This is a genomic window from Neorhizobium sp. LMR1-1-1.1, from assembly GCF_040675795.1.
In the GTDB taxonomy this organism is placed as follows: Bacteria; Pseudomonadota; Alphaproteobacteria; order Rhizobiales; family Rhizobiaceae; genus Neorhizobium; species Neorhizobium cellulosilyticum.
The window spans coordinates 368,367-387,514 of record NZ_JBEGHE010000036.1; the positions used below are offsets into that span (position 1 = coordinate 368,367).

Sequence of the window (19,148 nt, forward strand, 5' to 3'; positions counted from 1 at the left end):
TCCAACCGGGGGACACCCCTGGTTGAAACCATGTAGGATTTCATCCGGTTGTGTCCGCTCTCGAACGCCGAAATCTTGTAGGCACACACGCCAAACATAGGCGTGGAACTGGCAAAAATGCCGCTCGGCACACCGGGAAGTGCGGTCAGCGTTGCGGATGGAGCGCTATCCTCAAGACGCTTGACAGCCAACACCACCAAGACCTCCAGAATTCGGCAGGGTTCCTGCACGAAGAAATCGAAATCTGGTGCAGTCCTCTCAGGTCCGCTATGGGAATTAATGAAAGCTATTTATTCTGGCGGGGAGAAAATACCGATGAAGGACTTGGGCGATCTCCAGATTTTCGCCAAGGTCGCGTCGACGCGCAGCATGTCGGAGAGCGGCCGCATTCTCGGCCTTTCTCCAGCCGTCGTCTCCAAGGCGATCAAGCGGCTCGAGACTTCACTGGGGGTGCGACTACTCCAGAGAACGACCCGACAGATCGCGGTCACCGAGACGGGGCAAGCATTTTACGAGCGTGTTATCGAAATTCTGGCAAGCGTGCAGGAAGCCGAGAATTTCGTTTCGGGACGTTCCGCAGAAATCGCAGGCGAGTTGAGGGTAAGTGCTCCCACTTCTTTCGGGCGCATGCATGTAGCACCGCATCTCAGAGGCTTTATGGAGCTTTATCCGAATGTTTCTGTAGAGCTCGTGTTGTCTGACGCCTTCACGGATATCATCAGTGAAGGGTATGATCTCGCCATCCGTATCTCCGCCCTCAAGGATTCCGGACTGGTCGCGCGAAAACTGGCAGCAACCCGACGGATACTCTGCGCCTCTCCAGAGTATCTCGAGAGGTTCGGCGTTCCAAAAACAATGCGGGAGCTTGCAAATCACACATGCCTGCCGGCGCACAACGGAGAGCCTTGGCGACTGGAGGGGCCGGAAGGATCTCTCACCTATCGGCCCGAGGGCAAACTGAAGACGAATTCCAGCGAAGTTATCCGTGAAGCGGTGATTTCCGGACTTGGCATAGCGTTGCGCTCCACGTGGGATATCGGCACGGAGCTTTCGACAGGCAGACTGGTGCAGGTGCTTCCAGGTTATGAAGGGCCGCAAAACACAACGGTCTCGGCCGTCTACCCCAGCCGTCAGTTCATTCCGCCAAAGGTTCGCGCATTTTCGGAACATCTTCAGCGGATCTACGGATCAGAACCTTATTGGGAAACGACAGGTTCAAAAAAATGATTTTATCCTTTTGGGAACAAGTCATTTTCATTGATGTCTGTTGTAATTACCAATCATTCGCCGCCATCTTTCGCAGAATAGAAACGTTTTAGGGGAGAAACCGTATGGCACGCAAGGAAATCGCCGGTCTTCAGATTGACGAGCAACTCTATCGCTTCTTGGTGGAGGAAGCTCTTCCCGATACGGGCGTCGATACCGATCGCTTTTTCGAGCAGTTCTCGGCGATCGTCCACGAGCTGGCTCCGAAAAACCGCACCCTTCTCGCCAAGCGCGATGCCTTCCAGGCCAAGATCGACGACTGGTACCGGAAGAACGGTGCGCCGAGCGATATGTCTGTCTACGAGGCCTTTCTGCGTGAGATCGGCTACCTTCTGCCCGAAGGCCCCGATTTCCAGGTTTCGACAGAAAACGTCGATCCGGAAATCGCCACTATCGCCGGCCCTCAGTTGGTCGTGCCGGTGATGAATGCCCGTTACGCCCTGAATGCTGCCAATGCTCGCTGGGGTTCGCTCTATGATGCGCTTTACGGTACCGATGCGATCCCGGAAAACGAGGGCGCCGATAAGGGCAAGGGATACAATCCGATCCGCGGTGCGAAAGTCATTGCCTGGGTGCGCGATTTTCTTGATCGCTCCGCGCCGCTCTCCGGCGCGAGCTGGAACGATGTTGCGTCATTCAAGATCGATGCCTCGGCCCTGTTCGTGACGCTCACCGATGGACAGGTGACGGGGCTCACCGATCCGGCTCAGTTTGCCGGCTATCTGGGTAAAGCTGCGGCGCCGACGCAGATCCTCCTGAAGAAGAACAATCTCCATGTCGAGATCCTGGTCGATGCGACGACCGCAATCGGCAGGCAAGATCCGGCCCATATCTCGGATGTCTGGGTTGAATCGGCGATTACCACGATCATGGACTGCGAGGATTCGGTCGCAGCCGTCGATGCCGAAGACAAGGTCGTCGTCTACCGCAACTGGCTCGGCCTGATGAAGGGTGATCTGACGGAAGAGGTGTCCAAAGGGGGCAAGACATTCACCCGCAAGCTCAATCCTGATCTCGACTATACGGCACCGGACGGCTCGAGTTTCGAGCTCAAATGCCGATCGCTGATGCTGGTTCGTAATGTCGGCCATCTGATGACCAACCCGGCCATCCTCGATCGCGACGGCGCTGAAGTGCCGGAAGGCATCATGGATGCAATGGTCACCGCATTGATCGCCATCCACGATATTGGCCGGACTGGCAGCCCCAAGGGCCGCCGGAAGAATTCACGGCTTGGCTCGATGTATGTGGTGAAACCAAAGATGCACGGGCCGGAAGAAGTAGCCTTCGCCGCCGAAATTTTTTCACGCGTGGAAGAGGCGCTCGGCCTGCCCAGGAATGCCATCAAGATGGGCATCATGGACGAGGAGCGTCGCACGACGGTCAACCTCAAGGAAGCGATCCGGGCTGCGAAGGATCGTGTCGTCTTCATCAACACTGGCTTCCTCGACCGCACTGGCGACGAAATCCATACCTCGATGGAAGCCGGCCCCATGATCCGCAAGGGTGACATGAAACAGGCTGCATGGATCGCGGCCTATGAGAACTGGAATGTCGATATCGGGCTCGAATGCGGTCTTTCCGGCCATGCCCAGATCGGCAAGGGAATGTGGGCGATGCCCGACCTCATGGCGGCGATGCTTGAGCAGAAGATCGGCCACCCGAAGGCGGGCGCCAATACCGCCTGGGTTCCGTCACCGACGGCGGCAACGCTGCATGCTACCCACTATCACACGGTGGATGTGGCAGCAGTTCAGAAGAGCCTGAAGAGCCGTACCCGAGCCAAGCTTTCCGACATCCTTTCCGTGCCGGTGGCGCCGCGCCCCAACTGGACGCCGGAGGAGATCAGCCGCGAACTCGACAACAATGCACAAGGTATTCTCGGTTATGTCGTGCGCTGGATCGACCAGGGCGTCGGCTGCTCCAAGGTGCCGGACATCAATAATATCGGCCTGATGGAGGACCGCGCGACCCTGCGCATCTCGGCCCAGCACATGGCCAACTGGCTGCACCACAAGGTCGTGACCGAAGGCCAGATCGTCGAGACGATGAAGCGCATGGCAAAGGTGGTCGATGGCCAGAACGCCGGCGATCCGCTCTATAGTCCGATGGCAAAAGACTTCGACGGTTCTATCGCGTTTAAGGCGGCACTCGATCTGGTTCTGAAAGGGCGCGAGCAGCCGAACGGCTACACCGAGCCGGTCCTTCACCGTCGCAGGCTGGAGCTGAAGGCAAAGGCCGGTTGATCCAGAGCCACCTCCAATGAGCAAAAAGCCGCCGGGAATGTCCTCGGCGGCTTTTTCGGTTTCGCAATTGTGGCGTCCTTACCGGATCAGGCCGTTTCCCTGATCTGGCAAGAAGGATCGCTTGCTGGACGTAACCGCACCCTGCATGACCGTCTGCCCCACGGACCGCCCTACCCCTTGCGGCACCGGCAGCCTGGCATGAGCGTCTGCTATGGGCGCAAGTCTGGCCAGAATTTCCGGCGGTGCGGCGGAAGACTTGCCGGCCTTGGCACTCACATGCAGCATCAGTTGTTCGGCGGTCGCAAGAACCTCGCCGCTCTGCGCATCATGAATGGTGGTAAAATACCGGATGCGTTTTTCATCGAAGCCGAGCACCTGCAGCGTTGCATAAAGCATCTGCCCGAGCTTTGCCTCGCCGAGATGCCGGATATGGGTCTCGACCGTATAATAGCTGTGTCCCGCTTCGACATAGGCGAAGTCGACACCGATCAGCCGCAAAAGCGCATCGGACGTGTCGCCGAAAACCTGCAGATAACGGTGTTCAGTCATGTGACCGTTATAATCCACCCATGCAGCGCTTACCCTTGTATCGACCAGCCGCAACGGCTGCGAAATGTCCGGCGCATCCTTCCTGCCGCCACCCCTTGCCCAGAGAAGCTTTTCGAAATCGGCCAGCACCTTCCCGGAACCCCAGCCCTTTCCGCCATCTCCTGCCTTGAGAGCCTGCATGATGCCGACCAGGTTCTCGTCGCGGATACGCTCAAGCTCGCGTATGCCACGGGCACCGGACTGCGCGTCCGATTGCGCCGCGATCTTGTCGACCAGCGCATCATCGAGATCGACCACATCCGTCAGCTTCGTCCAGGGCCATGAAAGGCAGGGGCCGAACTGCGCGAGAAAATGGCGCATGCCCGCCTCGCCGCCGGCAATCCGATAGGTTTCGAACAGGCCCATCTGAGCCCAGCGCATGCCGAAGGAATAGCGGATCACGTCATCAAGCGTCTCGGTATCGCAGATGTCGTCATGGATCAGCCACAGCCCCTCGCGCCATATGGCTTCCAGCAGCCGGTCGCCGACAAACGCCTCTATCTCCTTTTTCAGGATGACGCCCTTCATCCCGATCGGCGCCAGCCTGTCTCTGGCGCGCTCCAGCGTCTCGGGCGATGTCTTCTCCCCACCGACCAGTTCGGCCAGCGGCAGAAGATAGACGGGGTTATAGGGATGGGCGACGAACATCCGCTCGGGATGCTGCATGTCACGTTGCAGTTCGGTCGGCATGATGCCCGAGGTCGACGAACCGATCAGTGCTTCCGGATCGGCATATCTGTCGATCTCGGTGAGCACGTTTCGCTTGAGGTCGACGCGCTCGGGTACGCTTTCCTGAATCCAGTCAGCCCCTGCGACGGCCTCTTCCACGCTCCCACAAAAGGTCAGCCTTCCCTTCGGCGGCAGCGGCGCCATGGTCAGCATGGCATAGGCGCGCTCGGCATTCGCCAGTACCTCGCCGACGATACGTTTGGCTTCCGGATGCGGATCGTACATCGACACGTCTATCCCGCCGAGCAGGAAGCGGGCCGCCCATGCCCCGCCGATCACGCCCCCGCCGATACAGGCGGCCTTCTGGATGCTCGTCATGAATTCTTCCCTTGTTTCGTCCGGCCTAACCACTGCCCCTCACCCTAACCCTCTCCCCGCAAGCGGGGAGAGGGGACGTGCCCTGCTCAACTTTCGAGAGGAACGGAGACGTTGCGACATCTGTCCTTCTCCCCGCGCGCGGGGAGAAGGTGCCGGCAGGCGGATGAGGGGCACACCCCGACCTCTACCGCTTCACCAGCTTCAGCTTCTCGCGCACCGCATCCGGCCCGATGATCTTCGCCCCCATGCCCTCGATCACCCCGACGGCCTTCTCCACCAGTTGCGCATTGGTCGCGAGCTGCCCCTTGCCGGCGTAGAGATTGTCCTCAAGCCCGACCCGGACATTGCCGCCAGCCAGAACCGCGGCCGCCGGATAGGCGAGCGCATTGCGGCCGATCGAGAAGGCCGAAAACGTCCAGCTCTTCGGCACGTTGTTGACCATTGCCATGAATGTGTTGAGATCGTCCGGCGCACCCCAGGGAATGCCCATGCAGAGCTGGATCAGCACCGGGTCCTCGATCAGCCCCTCCTCCACAAGTTGCTTGGCGAACGACAGGTGACCGGTATCAAAAGCTTCGATCTCGGGACGCACGCCGAGCGCCGTCATCTGCCGCGCCATTTCGCGCAGCATCGAGGGCGTGTTGGTCATCACGTAATCGCCGAGTGAAAAGTTCATTGTGCCGCAATCGAGCGTGCAGATTTCCGGCAGGCAGTCGGCCACATGCGCAACACGCTCGGTCGCACCCGCCATATCGGTGCCATCGGGATTATAAGGGAATGGCGCCTCGACATTGCCGAAGACCAGATCGCCACCCATGCCAGCCGTCAGGTTCAACACGACATCCACATCAGCAGACCGAATGCGATTGGTGACTTCCCTGTAGAGTTCAAGGTTACGCGCCGCTGCCCCGGTCTCGGGGTTTCGAACGTGACAGTGAACCACCGCCGCCCCTGCCCTGGCGGCATCGATAGCCGAGTCCGCAATCTCTTTCGGGGTAATCGGAACGTGACCGGATTTTCCGGTCGTATCACCGGCACCGGTCACGGCACAGGTAATGAAGACCTCGCGGTTCATCTCGAGCGGCATTGTTCCCTCCTTTTCGCTGCCGCCATTACGAGCGAGGGAAAAGGAAAATGCTTTCCACTATCGGCGCTGCTCTATACATTTTCGGAATGCTGCAAAGGGAAGCGCATGGATGATAACCAGCATATCGACATTCTCCTTCTGCCTGAAACCAACCTCATTCTGCTATCCTCGGTCATCGAGCCCTTACGCGCCGCAAACCGTATCGCCGGGCGAAATCTCTACCGCTGGACGATCTACTCTCCTGACGGCCGGCCGGTCGAGACAACGTCCGGCATCCCCGCCCCTGTATCAGGCGCATTCCGCCCTGGCCGCGAAACCGATCCGCTTTTTGTTCTGGCCAGTTACAACTGGAAAAGCGCGGCAACCCGCGAGCTGAAATTTCTCCTGTCGCGCACCGCCCGCCACCGGACATCGATCGCCGGCATAGAGAGCGGCGCTTTCATCCTCGCCGAAGCCGGTCTGCTCAACGGTTTTTCGGCTACCAGCCATTGGGAGGATTTCGACGATTTCTCCCGCGCCTACCCGCAGGTCATCATGGTCCGCGAGCGGTTCGTCATCGACGCCAAGCGTATCACCACCGGTGGGCCTCTCCCGACGCTCGACCTCATGCTGGAACTGATCCGCCGTACCAACGGCTATTCACTGGCACTCGAAATATCGAGGCTGTTCATTTACGAACAGGAGCGCAGCGAAAAAGACCGTCCCGATCATCCGCTCATCAGCAGCACGGGAAAAATCGACCCGCGCGTACAGGCTGCAGTGAAGCTCATGGAGAAGACGGTCGAGGCACCGCTCTCTCTGTCAAAACTTGCCAGACGATCTGGCGTCAGCATCCGCCACCTTCAGGATCTCTTTCACCAGACGATGGGTGTCGCGCCTCATGCCCACTATCTCGCACTCCGCCTCAACGCCGCTCGTCGAAAGGTGATCGAGACCAGAGCGAGCTTTGCCGATATTGCCGCCGAAACCGGCTTCAATTCCGCTTCGGCGTTTTCGCGCAGCTACCGCGCCAGTTACGCCGAAAGCCCCAGCGAGACACGCCGCCGACTGAAACCTGCGATCGGACACTGAGAGCGGATCCTACGGCCAAACGTGTCTCGAGCACGAAAGATGAAGCCGCAGCAGCCTGTCCGTTAACGGATCGTGAAACCCTTGGGCATAGCCTGGATATGGGACAGATGGTGTCGAGATCACATCGTTCTACGGAAAATCCGGACAGGTTAACATCTTGAAAAATAGACGTCAGCGACGCGATACGAAACCTAATCAAACGTTTCGTTTCGCTAGTGGATAGTTAGCCATATCTGGCTGAAGGCTCGACGCAGGCAGGTCCCGCTGATTCGTATTATAGGCTTAAGAGCATCGTCTGAAAATACGCGATCCCGGTTATTAAAAGCCTTGTTTTCCGGCGCCGTCGGAAGACGTTGACAGCTGTCAACAGCCCTCCCCTGACGTATCAATCAGCGCAGCTTCGGCGCAACTCGGAAAGATGCCCCTCCCCTATTGCCGGGGACGAGACGCGCCATCCTGCGAAAGACGGTGACACATCGGAACCAGCACCGACAGGCAACCCGTCCTCTCACCTGACCTAAGCCCGCACAGCAATAAAGCGGATCGCGGTTGACAGCTGTCAACAGCCTCGTCCGGCAACTGGGCTCTCCGCGCCTAATCCGGCCGGAGCAAGACTCAAACGCTGGCGAGCCAATCCGCCCTGTAACCAGAAAGGCCGGCGCCATCGATTGCAACGGCCGGAACGCCACGGCGGTCAGCCGGCTTGATGCCCGCCAACAGAGCCGCCCCCTGGCTCGTGCCGGTCGAACTCGGAACGGCAAATACTCCCCTGCCCGTCAGGCTGGACAATAGACTGAGATAGAGCGCGTTGAGAGCAAACGGTCCTTCGACGAGGATAGTCCCCCTGCCGCCTGCCAGATCAAGGCAGGTCTCCGTCATCAGCGCAAAATAGAGACAGGCCGCAGCCCATCGCTCATCAGCAGACGCGCTCTGCCCATTCACCCATTTTCGCTCGCGCCCCGGGAACGGCCCAGATCCCGCAACGACATTCGGCAACAGCATCAGGCGTTTCCCGATAACGCCAGGCAATGCGGCCGTTGCCCGATCCTGATCCAGAATGCCCAGTTCGCCTGTCAGAATTTCGAACTCCCGGCCACCCATGAAACGGGCCGAGGGGACGACACGTCCGTATGCGTCGACATTCGCCAATGCGTCGCGCATCATATCCAGCCGGTCCACATCGCCGCCCACGGCGAAATTGATGACCCATGTACCCGTCGAAACCACAGCGAATGGCGCGTCCCTTTCCGAAAGGTACGGCAAAAGGGAAGCGTTGGAATCGTGAATACCGCAAAACACCGGTACAGGTTCGGACAGGGAAATTCCCGAAACAATATCAGCGCGGACCATACCCACCTGATCAAAGGCCGAATGAACCGGAGCCATCAGGTCGCGAATATCCAACACATCGACGAGCGAGGAAAAGCGGCCCTCATGGGGCCTCCAGAGATCCGTATGGCAACCGAGCGACGTTACCTCGTTGGCAGCGGCACCGGTCAGCCTGTAGGCCCAATATTGCGGGTAGGTCAGGATCGTCCGGACGCGCGAAAACGCCTCGGGGAAGATCGATTTCTGATAATGGATCTGGGCACCCAGATTAAGTCCACCGGACAGACGCGGCGAAAAGGTCTCGGCAAAATCCGGGCGGATCTCGTCATAGGCCCGCTGGATATCTTCGGGATACTGATGCTCGTAATCGAGAACCGGCAAGGCCAATTGCCCATCCGCTTCGATCAACGCCGCCGCAGCGCCGTGTGTCGTGATCGAAATGGCATCGAAGCCCGGCGCCTTGGCGAAATCAGCCAGCGTCTCAAGCAGAAAAGCCCAGAGCGCTTCGACATCATAATGAGGGTAGGGCGGGCCTGAGAGAACCCGATTTGGCATGCGCCGCATCTCGATTTCCGCGCCGCTCGCGGCATCGAAAATCACGACCTTCGCATTGGTCTTGCCGATATCGAGGACGGCGATCCTTTCGAATGCACTCATTGCAGATGAAACACCGTGACCAGATCGCTCTGAACCGGCGAATTATCCGGATTGCTCTCCATGATATCCGCCATATGCGCCCACCAGCGCTTCATCACCGGATGCTCCGGCAGGTTCGCCATGGAGTGGTCCACCGGCCGGGAAAGCACGCCGAACAGGGTGTCGGTCTCACGGTCGAGATGGATGGAATAATCCCGCACGCCTGCCTCGCGCAGAAGCGCGCTCAGTTCCGGCCAGATCTCGTCATGGCGCTTGCGATATTCCGCCTCCATGCCGGGGTTCAGTTTCATCTTGAATGCGTATTTCTCTAAAATCATTTTGTACTCATGAACCTGATGCGGCGCACCACGATGGGAAGCGCGATGGTGATGATCAGAAGAAGGCCGACAAAGATCGACATGACGATGCCCGGCACGTTGAGAAGACCGAGCCCGAAGGTGACGAGACCCATGACGAAGGCCGCGATGACGACGCCGGCAATCGTGCCCGCGCCGCCGAGAATGGAGACGCCGCCGAGCACGACCATGGTGACGATCTCCAGTTCCCAGCCTTGAGCGATCGAGGGGCGGGTGGAGCCCAGTCGTGAAGTCAGGCAGACCGCAGCAATGCCAGACATCAGGCCGGTCAGCAGAAACAGCTTGAACTTGATCCGCTCGACCGGAATGCCGGAAAAACGTGCCGCAAATTCGTTATTGCCGATGACGAAAACCTGACGGCCGAAATTGGTGGCGTGCAGCACGATGCCGAAGATGATGGCGAGCACGATGAACAGCACGAATTCGAACGAGAAGACCCAGAAGACATAACCCTGCCCGAAGTAAGCGAAATCGGCCGGATATTTGCCATAGGCCTGGTCACCGAGCGTGATGTAGGAAATCCCGCGAAACAGGCTCATCGTGCCGATGGTGACGACGATCGATGGCAGCTTCAGCACCGAGACCAGCGTGCCATTGATCGCACCGCAGACAAGCCCGACACTGATGCCGACCGCCACCAGCCCCGGCGCACCAATCCCCATCTGGGCCGCCGCCCCCATGGCGGTGGAGGCGAGCGCAATGATCGCAGCAACCGAAAGATCGATCTCACCGACAATAATCAGCATCGCCATGGCAAAGGCGATCATCGCCTTTTCTGTGAAATTGAAGGTCGCGTCGGAAAGGTTCCAGGCGTTGAGGAAGTAAGGAGAGGCGAAGGAATTGGCGATGAAGATCGCGATTGCCACGCCGAACAGCAGCACTTCCCAGCTGCCGAGCAGGCGGCTCACCGGCGTGCCGAGCCGATCGGGAATGGCGGAACGGGTTCTGGTTTCAGCACTCATGTCGCGGGTGTCGCTCATGCGGAAACCTCCTTGGCGCCACGGTCGCGCAGGATAATGCGCCCGGCCTTGCGTTCGGCGCGGGCATTGAAAACAACGGCCGCGACGATAACGATGCCGGAAATCGCCATCTGCGCGAAGGACGAGATGCCAATGACGGGCAGGGCGTTCTTGATCACGCCGAGAAACAGCGCCCCAAGCACGGCACCGGCGACCGTACCGATCCCGCCGGCAATCGAGATACCGCCGATGACGCAGGCAGCCACCGTATCGAGTTCGAAGCCGGCCGCGACATCGACATAGGCGACCGCATAACGCGACACCCAGAGATATCCGGCCAATCCAGCCAGCGCGCCCGAAAGGGTGAAAGCGAAAAACCGCGTCCGGCCTATATCGATACCGGCATACACCGCCGCAGTCGGGTTACCACCGGAAGCATAGGTCGCGCGGCCGAACTGCGTTCGCGTCAGCACGACCCACATCATCAGCACGATGGCGATTGCCATCCATGACAGGAGCGGCATCCCGAGAACGGCTAAGCGAGGGAAGTTGAGGAAACCGGGCGTCATCTGGTGCGAATTCACCCATGCTCCACCCGACAGCACGAAGGCCATGCCGCGATAAATGGTGAGCGTGCCGAGCGTCACGACAATCGGCGGGATTCTGAGCCACCATACCAGCATGCCGTTAATGGCGCCCAGCGCCGCACCGATGCCGATGGCCAGGATCACCAGCAGCGCCAGCGGCATGCCGGGATAGGCCGCATCCATCATCGCCACAGCCATGCCGGTAAAGGCCAGGTTGGCTGCGACCGAAAGGTCGATCGACTTGGTCAGGATCACCGTCATCTGGCCGAGCGCCAGAATGATCAGGATCGATGTGTCGTTAAAGATATTGGCGAGATTTCCGGGCGTGGCAAAACCGGGAGCACGGGTTGCGAACCCCGCCACCATGATGGCGATAATGCCGACCAGAAGCAGCTCGCGGTGTTTCATTAGTTTCTTCATCTCTGCGTCCTCACGCATTACCGGTGGCGGCGCGCACCAGCGTTTCGGCGCTCAACTGCGAGCGGTCGAATATCCCTGCCGACAAACCTTCGCGCATCACCAGCACCCGATCTGACACGCCAAGAATTTCAGGCAGTTCGGAAGAGACCATGATGATCGACAGGCCTTCGGCGGCCAGTTCGCTGATAAAACCATGCACCGCCGCCTTGGAGCCGATATCGATCCCCTTGGTCGGTTCGTCGAGAATGATCACCTTCGGCAGCGTCGCCAGCCATTTGCCGATCACCACCTTCTGCTGGTTGCCACCCGAAAGCGTACCAACAGGTACGGAAAGGGCTGCGGCACGCAGATCCAGCCGTTCGGCATATTTGCGCGCCAGCGCCAGTTCATTGGCGGCCTTAAGGAAACCGGATCGCGAGGTGCGCGCCAGCGAGGGCAGCGACATGTTCTGAAAGATCGGCATGGGCAGCGCCAGTCCGTGGCGACCGCGCTCTTCCGGCACATAAACAATACCGGCGGCAATCGCATCGCGCGGCGAGCGAATGGAAATCGTCTCGCCCTCTAGCACTAATTGACCGGAAGACGGCCGCGTCACGCCGAACAGCGACTGGCATATTTCCGAACGACCGGCACCGACCAAGCCATAAACACCGAGAATTTCGCCGCGCTTCAAATCGAAAGAGATGTCGCGATATTCCGTCGGGTGGCAGTAATTCTCGACCGAAAGCACGGTCTTACCGATCGCCACCTCGACCTTGGGAAAGATGTTGGAGACATCGCGGCCCACCATCATCCGCACGATCGTATCCTGCGGTGTCTCGGAAAGTCGCCCGTGACCCACAGCCCGGCCATCGCGAAACACCGCGAAATTCTCCGCGATCTCGTAAACCTCGTCGAACTTGTGGCTGATGAACAGGATCGCCTTGCCCTGTTTCTTCAAGCCCTCGACAATGCGAAACAGATCGTCAATCTCCTTGCGGGAAAGGGCAGCGGTCGGCTCGTCCATGATGACGATGCGTGCCTCGACCGACAGCGCCCGGGCAATCGCCACCAGATGCCGTTGCGCAATCGAAAGATCTTTTAGCCGTATAGTCGGGTCGATCTCGCTTTCCAGCGCGTGAAGCAATTCGGCAGCGCGCGCATTCATCACCTTCCAGTCGATCAGACCGAAACGGGTGCGCGGCGCATGCCCAAGAAAAATGTTCTCCGCCACCGACAATTCGTCGAACAGCACTGTCTCCTGATGGATGGCGGTGACACCTGCATCGACGGCATCCTGCGCGCTTGAGAAGCTGACCGGCTGCCCATCGATCAGGATCTCGCCTTCGCTCGGCACATAGATCCCGGTAAGGATCTTCACCAGCGTCGACTTCCCCGCGCCGTTCTCGCCGATCAGGGCAGTCACTTCACCCGGATGAAGCGAGATATTGACGCCATCCAGCGCCTTAACACCGGGAAAAATCTGGGAAATTCCACGCATTTCCAGGATCGTCGTCCGGTCCGCGGATCTCGAATCCTGAATAGGCGCCATCTCCATGCCCGTCCGTTCAACTGCGGTCATCATCATATCTGCCAATTGGAAGTCATCGCTGGTCCGGCGCCAAAAAGCTGGCGGCGCCGGACCTTGAAGTCCCGGGAGGGATCAGAAGATCTTAGAGAACTCGTCGATATTCTTGGCATCGTAGATGAACGGATCGGCCATCGCGGCCTCGCCGTTGTCACCGATCTTGATCTTGCCCATGCGGCCGGCAGGGATTTCCGAACCCGGCTTGCCGTCGGCGTCACCCTTCACCAGATGATAGGAGATCTGGGTGGCGCTGTAGCCGAGATCGATCGGGTTCCAGATGGCGAATTCCTTGGTCGCACCGGACTTGATGGCGCCCGCCATTTCGGATGGAAGACCAAGACCGGTCACATAGACCTGGCCGATCTTGCCGGCATCCTTGACCGCCTGGGATGCCGCCAGCACGCCGACCGTGGTCGGTGCGACGATAACCTTGACGTTCGGCTGCGAGGTCAAAAGACCCTGCGCTTCGCGATAGGACTTGTCGGCAAGGTCATCGCCATAAACCGTGGTGGCAAGGTTGAGACCGGGGAAATCCTTCAGCTGCTTCTTCATCTCGCCGATCCAGATATTCTGGTTGGTCGAGGTGGTGGTGGCAGACAAAATGGCGAAATCGCCCTTGCCGCCTTCGAGATGGCTGGCTGCAAGTTGCAGGCACATCTTGCCGATCAGCTCGCTCGAAGACGGATTGAGCTGCAGGATACGGCCTTCCGGTGCAACACCGCTATCCCAGGAGATCACCTTGATGCCGCGCTGGGCCGCCTTTTTTAGCGCCGGGACGACAGCATCCGGGTCGTTGGCGGAAATGGCGATCGCATCGACGCCTTGAGCGATCAGCGAGTTGATTACTTCGATCTGACCTTCCGCCGTCGTCGAAGTCGGGCCGGTATAGATGATCTCGACGCCGCCGAGTTCCTTTGCCGCCTCCTGTGCGCCCTTGTTGGCGGCTTCAAAGAAGCCGTTGCCGAGCGATTTAACCACAAGCGCGATCTTCATGTCGGCAGCATTCGCCGCCGATGACATCATGGCCAGGGCCAGTGCCGCGCCCAATGCCAGCTTCTTCGCCAGTTGTTTCGAAAGTTTCATGCCAATTCTCCTCCCAAAGATTGAACCTATGTCCATTTCCTCCCGCCGGCGCCGTATGCGACGGACGGGGTATCTTCCTCACCCTTATGTGCAGCACCTGCCATACCGGCGATAATCAGTGTCACGCCGGCATCCTCCACCATGCGTTTGGCATCCTCCGAGACGCCGTCATCGGTAATGATCGTCGTCACACGCTCCAGCGGACACAGGATCATGCTCGACCGCCGCTGGAATTTCGATGAATCGACCATAACCACCAATTCTTCGGCCTGGCTCATCAATTTCTGCTCGCTCTGGATCACCAGTGCATCCGGCTCCATGATCCCGAGAGGGCCAATCCCTTGCGCCCCGATAAACATGCGGCGAGCGTAGAAATTGCGGATTGCGTCATTGTCGAAAGGCGACAGGATCAGGCTTTGTTCTCGATAGATCGTACCGCCCGGCACCGTCACGTTGTTCTTGGAATGCTTGACCAGATGTTCCGCGATCGCAAAGGAATTCGTCATCACCTGCATGCGGCGCGCGGCCATGTAATGCACCATCTGGAACGTCGTCGTTCCGCCATTGATGATGATCGATTCACCCTCGTCGCACAGATCCACGGCCTGACGCGCAATTGAGCGTTTCTTATCGATGTTGACCGATTCCGAAACACGGAATGAGCGGGCGGCCAGCTGGCCGATCTGCGGCGGATGCACCGCCTCCGCTCCGCCCCGCACCCGGCGAAGTTTGCCCTGCACGTGCAAAGACGCGATATCCCGGCGGATCGTCGCCTCGGACGCATCCGTCAGATCGGCAATATCCTGCACCGTGATCACAGGCTTTTCCTGGATCGCGCTCAAGATTATGCGATGTCGTTCGCGTTCGTGCATGGTCTCCTCCTGAGGCCAACTATTATCAGTTTCCTAAAGTTGTCAATCATAAACGATCAAGATTGATTCTACCGCAACGCAACATGATCGAACTTGATCAATTACGATTGACAAGCGACCAAACATCGCGCGATATCCTGTCGCACAAACGGCGCAGGAGGACCAGCGTCGTCACAAAATACCGTCAGGGAGGACGACATGTCGGGCCAAATCCGCCTTCTCGATAACCGCTGGGATGATGCTTACGCTGCCAAACTCGATGAGCCGGGCAAGCTGCTTTATCGCTCCAATCTTCTAGGCAGCGACAAACGCATCACCAATTACGGCGGCGGCAACACGTCCGCCAAGGTGATGGAAACCGATCCGCTGACCGGTCAAAAGGTCAAGGTCATGTGGGTCAAGGGTTCCGGCGGCGATGTCGGCACCATCAAGCTTGATGGCTTCTCCACTCTCTATATGGACAAGCTGGACGCACTCAAAGGCATCTACAAGGGTGTCGAAGATGAAGACCGCATGGTCGGCTTCCTGCCCCATTGCACTTTCAACCTCAATCCGCGCGCCGCATCCATCGATACACCGTTGCACGGTTTCGTGCCGTTTACGCATGTCGACCACATGCATCCGGATGCGATCATCGCGATTGCGGCCTCGAAGAACTCGAAGGAACTGACACAGCAGATTTTCGGCAGCGATATTGGTTGGCTCCCCTGGCGCCGGCCCGGTTTCCAGCTCGGGCTGGATCTCGAAGCTTTCGTCAAGGCCAACCCGACCGCCAAGGGTGTGGTTCTGGAAAGCCACGGCCTGTTCACCTGGGCCGATGACGCCAAGGATTGCTACCAGCTGACGCTCGACATCATCAACAAGGCGATCGAGTGGTTTGCCAAGGAAACCGAAGGCAAGACGATCTTCGGCGGTGCGGTCACAAAGAGCCTCGGCGCTGAAGAACGCCGCGCCATTGCCGCCAAGCTGATGCCTGAAATTCGCGGCCGCATCGGCAAGGCTGAACGCAAGCTCGGTCATTTCGACGATCAGGATGCCGTGCTCGAATTCGTCAATTCGAAGCACCTCGCACCGCTGGGCGCACTCGGCACCTCGTGCCCGGACCACTTTCTGCGCACCAAAATCCGCCCGCTGATCGTCGATTTCGATCCGGCAAAGCCGGATGCGGATGCCGTGGTTGCCGGCCTCGACAAGGCGCTGGAAGATTACCGCGCCGATTACACCCGCTACTACGAGACTTGTAAACACGACAACTCGCCAAAGATGCGTGACCCCAACCCGGTCATCTTCCTGGTTCCGGGCGTCGGCATGCTCTCCTTTGCCAAGGACAAGGCGACCGCCCGCATCGCCGGCGAGTTTTATGTCAACGCAATCAATGTCATGCGTGGCGCTTCGACCGTTTCCGAATATCAGGGCCTGCCGGAACAGGAAGCCTTCGATATCGAATACTGGCTGCTGGAAGAGGCGAAGCTGCAGCGCATGCCGAAGCCGAAAAGCCTGGCAGGACAGGTGGCATTCGTCACCGGCGGTGCCGGCGGCATCGGCCGCGCCACCGCAACCCGCCTGATCGGCGAGGGTGCCTGCGTGGTTCTGGCGGATATCGATCAGAATGCGCTCACGGAAACGGAAGCGGATTTCGCCAAGCGCTTCGGTGCCGACGCCGTACGTGGCGTCAAGCTGGATGTGACCGATGAAAATGCTGTGGAAAAGGCCTTTGTCGAAGCCTCCGTCGAATTCGGCGGCGTGGACATCCTCGTCTCCAATGCCGGCATAGCCTCTTCGGCACCGGTGGAAGACACTACGCTTGCGATGTGGAACAAGAATATCGACATTCTGGCGACAGGCTATTTTCTGGTATCCCGCGAGGCCTTCCGCCTGTTCCGTCGCCAGAAGATCGGCGGCAACGTCGTCTTTGTTGCCTCGAAGAACGGTTTGGCCTCTTCGCCTAACGCTTCGGCCTATTGCACGGCCAAGGCTGCGGAAATCCATCTCGCCCGTTGCCTCGCTCTGGAAGGAGCCGATGCCGGTATCCGCGTCAACACTGTCAACCCGGATGCCGTTCTGCGCGGCTCGAAAATCTGGAGTGGCGAGTGGCGCGAACAGCGGGCGACGTCTTCCAAGATCGACGTGACCGAGCTGGAGGAACACTACCGCAAGCGTTCGATGCTCAAGCTCAACGTCTTCCCGGAAGACATTGCGGAGGCGATCTACTTCCTCGCCTCGGACCTCTCGGCCAAATCGACCGGCAACATCATCAATGTCGATGCCGGTAACGCCCAGAGTTTTACCCGCTAATCACATCTGCCTGCTACCGTGGAATTTGATCCCGGTGGCAGGTCGCGGCTACTTGCGCAGAATGACCCAGATCGCGTGAATGATCCCGGGCACATAGCCGCAAAGTGTCAGCAGAATATTCAGCCAGAAATGCAGGCCGATGCCGACCTGTAGGAACACGCCCACAGGCGGCAGGATGATGGCGAGAAGGATGCGAATGACGTCCATGAAATCCTCGTCTTTGAAATAATTGCACACGATAACGCAGCCAGCGCCGGTTCGTTCGCCTGGCGGAGGAGGAAAAATGACGGATCAGATGATTTCCGCCGATGTGATCGGCGAACACAACAAAAACAATGAGGTAGCGCTCGCCTCCGACTATGCCGCGCTTGGAGAAAACCTGTCCCGCCGCGGTGTAGATATCGAAGCGATCACCAACAAGGTCTCGGAATTCTTCGTTGCCGTTCCCTCCTGGGGTGTCGGTACCGGCGGCACGCGCTTTGCCCGCTTTCCGGGGCAGGGCGAACCGCGCGGCATCTTCGACAAGCTGGAAGATTGCTCCGTCATCAATGAGCTGACCCGCGCGACGCCGACCGTCTCGCTGCATATTCCCTGGGACAAGACCGATCCGAAAGACCTGAAGGCAAAGGGAAATTCGCTCGGCCTCGGCTTCGATGCGATGAATTCCAACACCTTCTCTGATGCACCCGGCCAGGCGCATTCCTATAAATACGGCTCGCTCAGCCACACCGATGCCGCCACCCGCGCCCAGGCTGTCGAGCACAATATCGAATGTATCGAGATCGGTAACGCCATCGGCTCCAAGGCTTTGACCGTCTGGATCGGCGACGGTTCCAACTTCCCGGGCCAGGCTAATTTCACCCGCCAGTTCGAACGCTATCTCGCGTCGATGACCGATATCTACAAGGCACTGCCGGACGACTGGCGGCTGTTTTCCGAACACAAGATGTACGAACCGGCCTTCTATTCCACGGTCGTGCAGGACTGGGGCAGCAATCTGCTGATCGCCCAGACGCTCGGTGACAAGGCTTTCTGCCTCGTCGACCTCGGCCACCATGCGCCCAATACCAATATCGAAATGATCGTTGCTCGCCTTATCCAGTTCAAGAAACTCGGAGGCTTCCACTTCAACGATTCCAAATATGGCGATGACGATCTCGATGCGGGTTCGATCGACCCCTATCGCCTGTTCCTCGTCTTCAACGAACTGGTCGATGCCGAAAACCGTGGGGTCAAGGGTTTCCATCCGGCCCACATGATCGACCAGTCGCATAACGTCACCGATCCAATCGAGAGCCTGATATCAAGCGCGAACGAAATCCGCCGTGCCTATGCCCAGGCCCTGATCGTCGATCGCAAGGCGCTGGACGGATACCAGCAGGACAACGATGCCCTGATGGCAACCGATACGCTGAAGCGCGCCTACCGCACCGATGTCGAGCCGATCCTTGCCGAAGCCCGTCGCCGTGCCGGTGGCGCAATCGATCCGATCGCCGCCTATCGCAAGAGCGGTTATCGGAAGAAGGTTGCAGGCGAGCGCCCGGCCGTCGTGGGTGGTAGCGGCGGCATCGTCTGATATTCGAAACCCGGTTGGGGCCGTTCTTACAAAGAAGGAGCGGCCCTTTTCTTATTGTCTCTTCTCCACCGCGACACTTATTACAGGCGCATTCGTCTCGATAGAGATCTTTATCGTCAAAGAAAGTCCTTCACTTCCGCGT

At 58.8% G+C, this 19,148-nt stretch carries 14 protein-coding genes and 1 pseudogene; 5 read left to right on the plus strand and 10 right to left on the minus strand.

Annotated features, from left to right (window positions below; all coding sequences use genetic code 11):
* Positions 1 to 315: 315 nt before the first annotated feature.
* A complete protein-coding gene (locus MRBLMR1_RS22070) occupies positions 316 to 1,227 on the plus strand; it encodes a LysR family transcriptional regulator (protein ID WP_148146763.1) in 912 nt (303 codons plus the stop codon).
* Between the two features lie 104 nt (positions 1,228 to 1,331).
* Positions 1,332 to 3,512, plus strand: a complete 2,181-nt coding sequence (locus tag MRBLMR1_RS22075) for a malate synthase G (protein ID WP_148146762.1) — start codon at positions 1,332 to 1,334, stop codon at positions 3,510 to 3,512.
* Between the two features lie 153 nt (positions 3,513 to 3,665).
* On the opposite strand, the pseudogene MRBLMR1_RS22080 reads toward MRBLMR1_RS22075, so the two are convergent.
* Both MRBLMR1_RS22080 and bcoG read right to left on the minus strand, forming a co-directional pair.
* Positions 3,666 to 5,147 (minus strand): annotated as a pseudogene (locus MRBLMR1_RS22080) (carnitine 3-dehydrogenase); the annotation flags it as partial.
* A gap of 184 nt (positions 5,148 to 5,331) precedes the next feature.
* Entirely contained in the window at positions 5,332 to 6,234 is a 903-nt protein-coding gene (bcoG, locus tag MRBLMR1_RS22085) for a 3-dehydrocarnitine:acetyl-CoA trimethylamine transferase BcoG (protein WP_148146758.1), read from the minus strand.
* A gap of 105 nt (positions 6,235 to 6,339) precedes the next feature.
* On the opposite strand from bcoG, the gene MRBLMR1_RS22090 reads away from it, so the two are divergent.
* The gene (locus MRBLMR1_RS22090; RefSeq protein WP_148146756.1) at positions 6,340 to 7,305 is read left to right on the plus strand and encodes a GlxA family transcriptional regulator; all 966 of its coding nucleotides are present in this window, start codon (positions 6,340 to 6,342) and stop codon (positions 7,303 to 7,305) included.
* Positions 7,306 to 7,920: 615 nt separating this feature from the next.
* Here the strand turns inward: MRBLMR1_RS22090 and MRBLMR1_RS22095 are convergent.
* The 7 genes from MRBLMR1_RS22095 to MRBLMR1_RS22125 all read right to left on the minus strand — a co-directional run bounded on the left by MRBLMR1_RS22095 (position 7,921) and on the right by MRBLMR1_RS22125 (position 15,135).
* Positions 7,921 to 9,291 carry an FGGY-family carbohydrate kinase gene (locus MRBLMR1_RS22095; protein WP_500066237.1) on the minus strand — a complete coding sequence of 457 codons (1,371 nt, stop codon included), beginning with the start codon at positions 9,289 to 9,291 and terminating at the stop codon, positions 7,921 to 7,923.
* Positions 9,288 to 9,608 carry an L-rhamnose mutarotase gene (gene rhaM / locus MRBLMR1_RS22100; protein ID WP_148146753.1) on the minus strand — a complete coding sequence of 107 codons (321 nt, stop codon included), beginning with the start codon at positions 9,606 to 9,608 and terminating at the stop codon, positions 9,288 to 9,290. Before rhaM ends, MRBLMR1_RS22095 begins: the two co-directional genes overlap by 4 nt.
* On the minus strand, positions 9,605 to 10,609 hold the full coding sequence (locus MRBLMR1_RS22105) for an ABC transporter permease (protein ID WP_148147059.1): 1,005 nt from the start codon (positions 10,607 to 10,609) through the stop codon (positions 9,605 to 9,607). Before MRBLMR1_RS22105 ends, rhaM begins: the two co-directional genes overlap by 4 nt.
* 14 nt (positions 10,610 to 10,623) lie before the next feature.
* Positions 10,624 to 11,613, minus strand: coding sequence for an ABC transporter permease (locus MRBLMR1_RS22110; RefSeq protein WP_148146751.1), 990 nt, complete (start codon positions 11,611 to 11,613; stop codon positions 10,624 to 10,626).
* 10 nt (positions 11,614 to 11,623) lie between these two features.
* A complete protein-coding gene (locus MRBLMR1_RS22115) occupies positions 11,624 to 13,150 on the minus strand; it encodes a sugar ABC transporter ATP-binding protein (protein WP_500066324.1) in 1,527 nt (508 codons plus the stop codon).
* A gap of 105 nt (positions 13,151 to 13,255) precedes the next feature.
* The gene (gene rhaS, locus MRBLMR1_RS22120; protein WP_148146747.1) at positions 13,256 to 14,263 is read right to left on the minus strand and encodes a rhamnose ABC transporter substrate-binding protein; all 1,008 of its coding nucleotides are present in this window, start codon (positions 14,261 to 14,263) and stop codon (positions 13,256 to 13,258) included.
* Between the two features lie 26 nt (positions 14,264 to 14,289).
* Positions 14,290 to 15,135, minus strand: a complete 846-nt coding sequence (locus MRBLMR1_RS22125; RefSeq protein ID WP_500066240.1) for a DeoR/GlpR family DNA-binding transcription regulator — start codon at positions 15,133 to 15,135, stop codon at positions 14,290 to 14,292.
* A 198-nt stretch (positions 15,136 to 15,333) separates the two neighbouring features.
* On the opposite strand from MRBLMR1_RS22125, the gene MRBLMR1_RS22130 reads away from it, so the two are divergent.
* Positions 15,334 to 17,430: a bifunctional rhamnulose-1-phosphate aldolase/short-chain dehydrogenase gene (locus MRBLMR1_RS22130; protein WP_500066242.1), complete on the plus strand. Its 2,097-nt coding sequence runs from the start codon at positions 15,334 to 15,336 to the stop codon at positions 17,428 to 17,430.
* 48 nt (positions 17,431 to 17,478) lie between these two features.
* Here the strand turns inward: MRBLMR1_RS22130 and MRBLMR1_RS22135 are convergent, their stop codons facing one another.
* Positions 17,479 to 17,637: a YqaE/Pmp3 family membrane protein gene (locus MRBLMR1_RS22135; protein ID WP_148146741.1), complete on the minus strand. Its 159-nt coding sequence runs from the start codon at positions 17,635 to 17,637 to the stop codon at positions 17,479 to 17,481.
* Between the two features lie 76 nt (positions 17,638 to 17,713).
* Between MRBLMR1_RS22135 and rhaI the strand changes: the two genes are divergently transcribed.
* The gene (rhaI, locus tag MRBLMR1_RS22140; RefSeq protein WP_148146739.1) at positions 17,714 to 19,006 is read left to right on the plus strand and encodes an L-rhamnose catabolism isomerase; all 1,293 of its coding nucleotides are present in this window, start codon (positions 17,714 to 17,716) and stop codon (positions 19,004 to 19,006) included.
* The last annotated feature ends 142 nt before the right edge of the window (positions 19,007 to 19,148 follow it).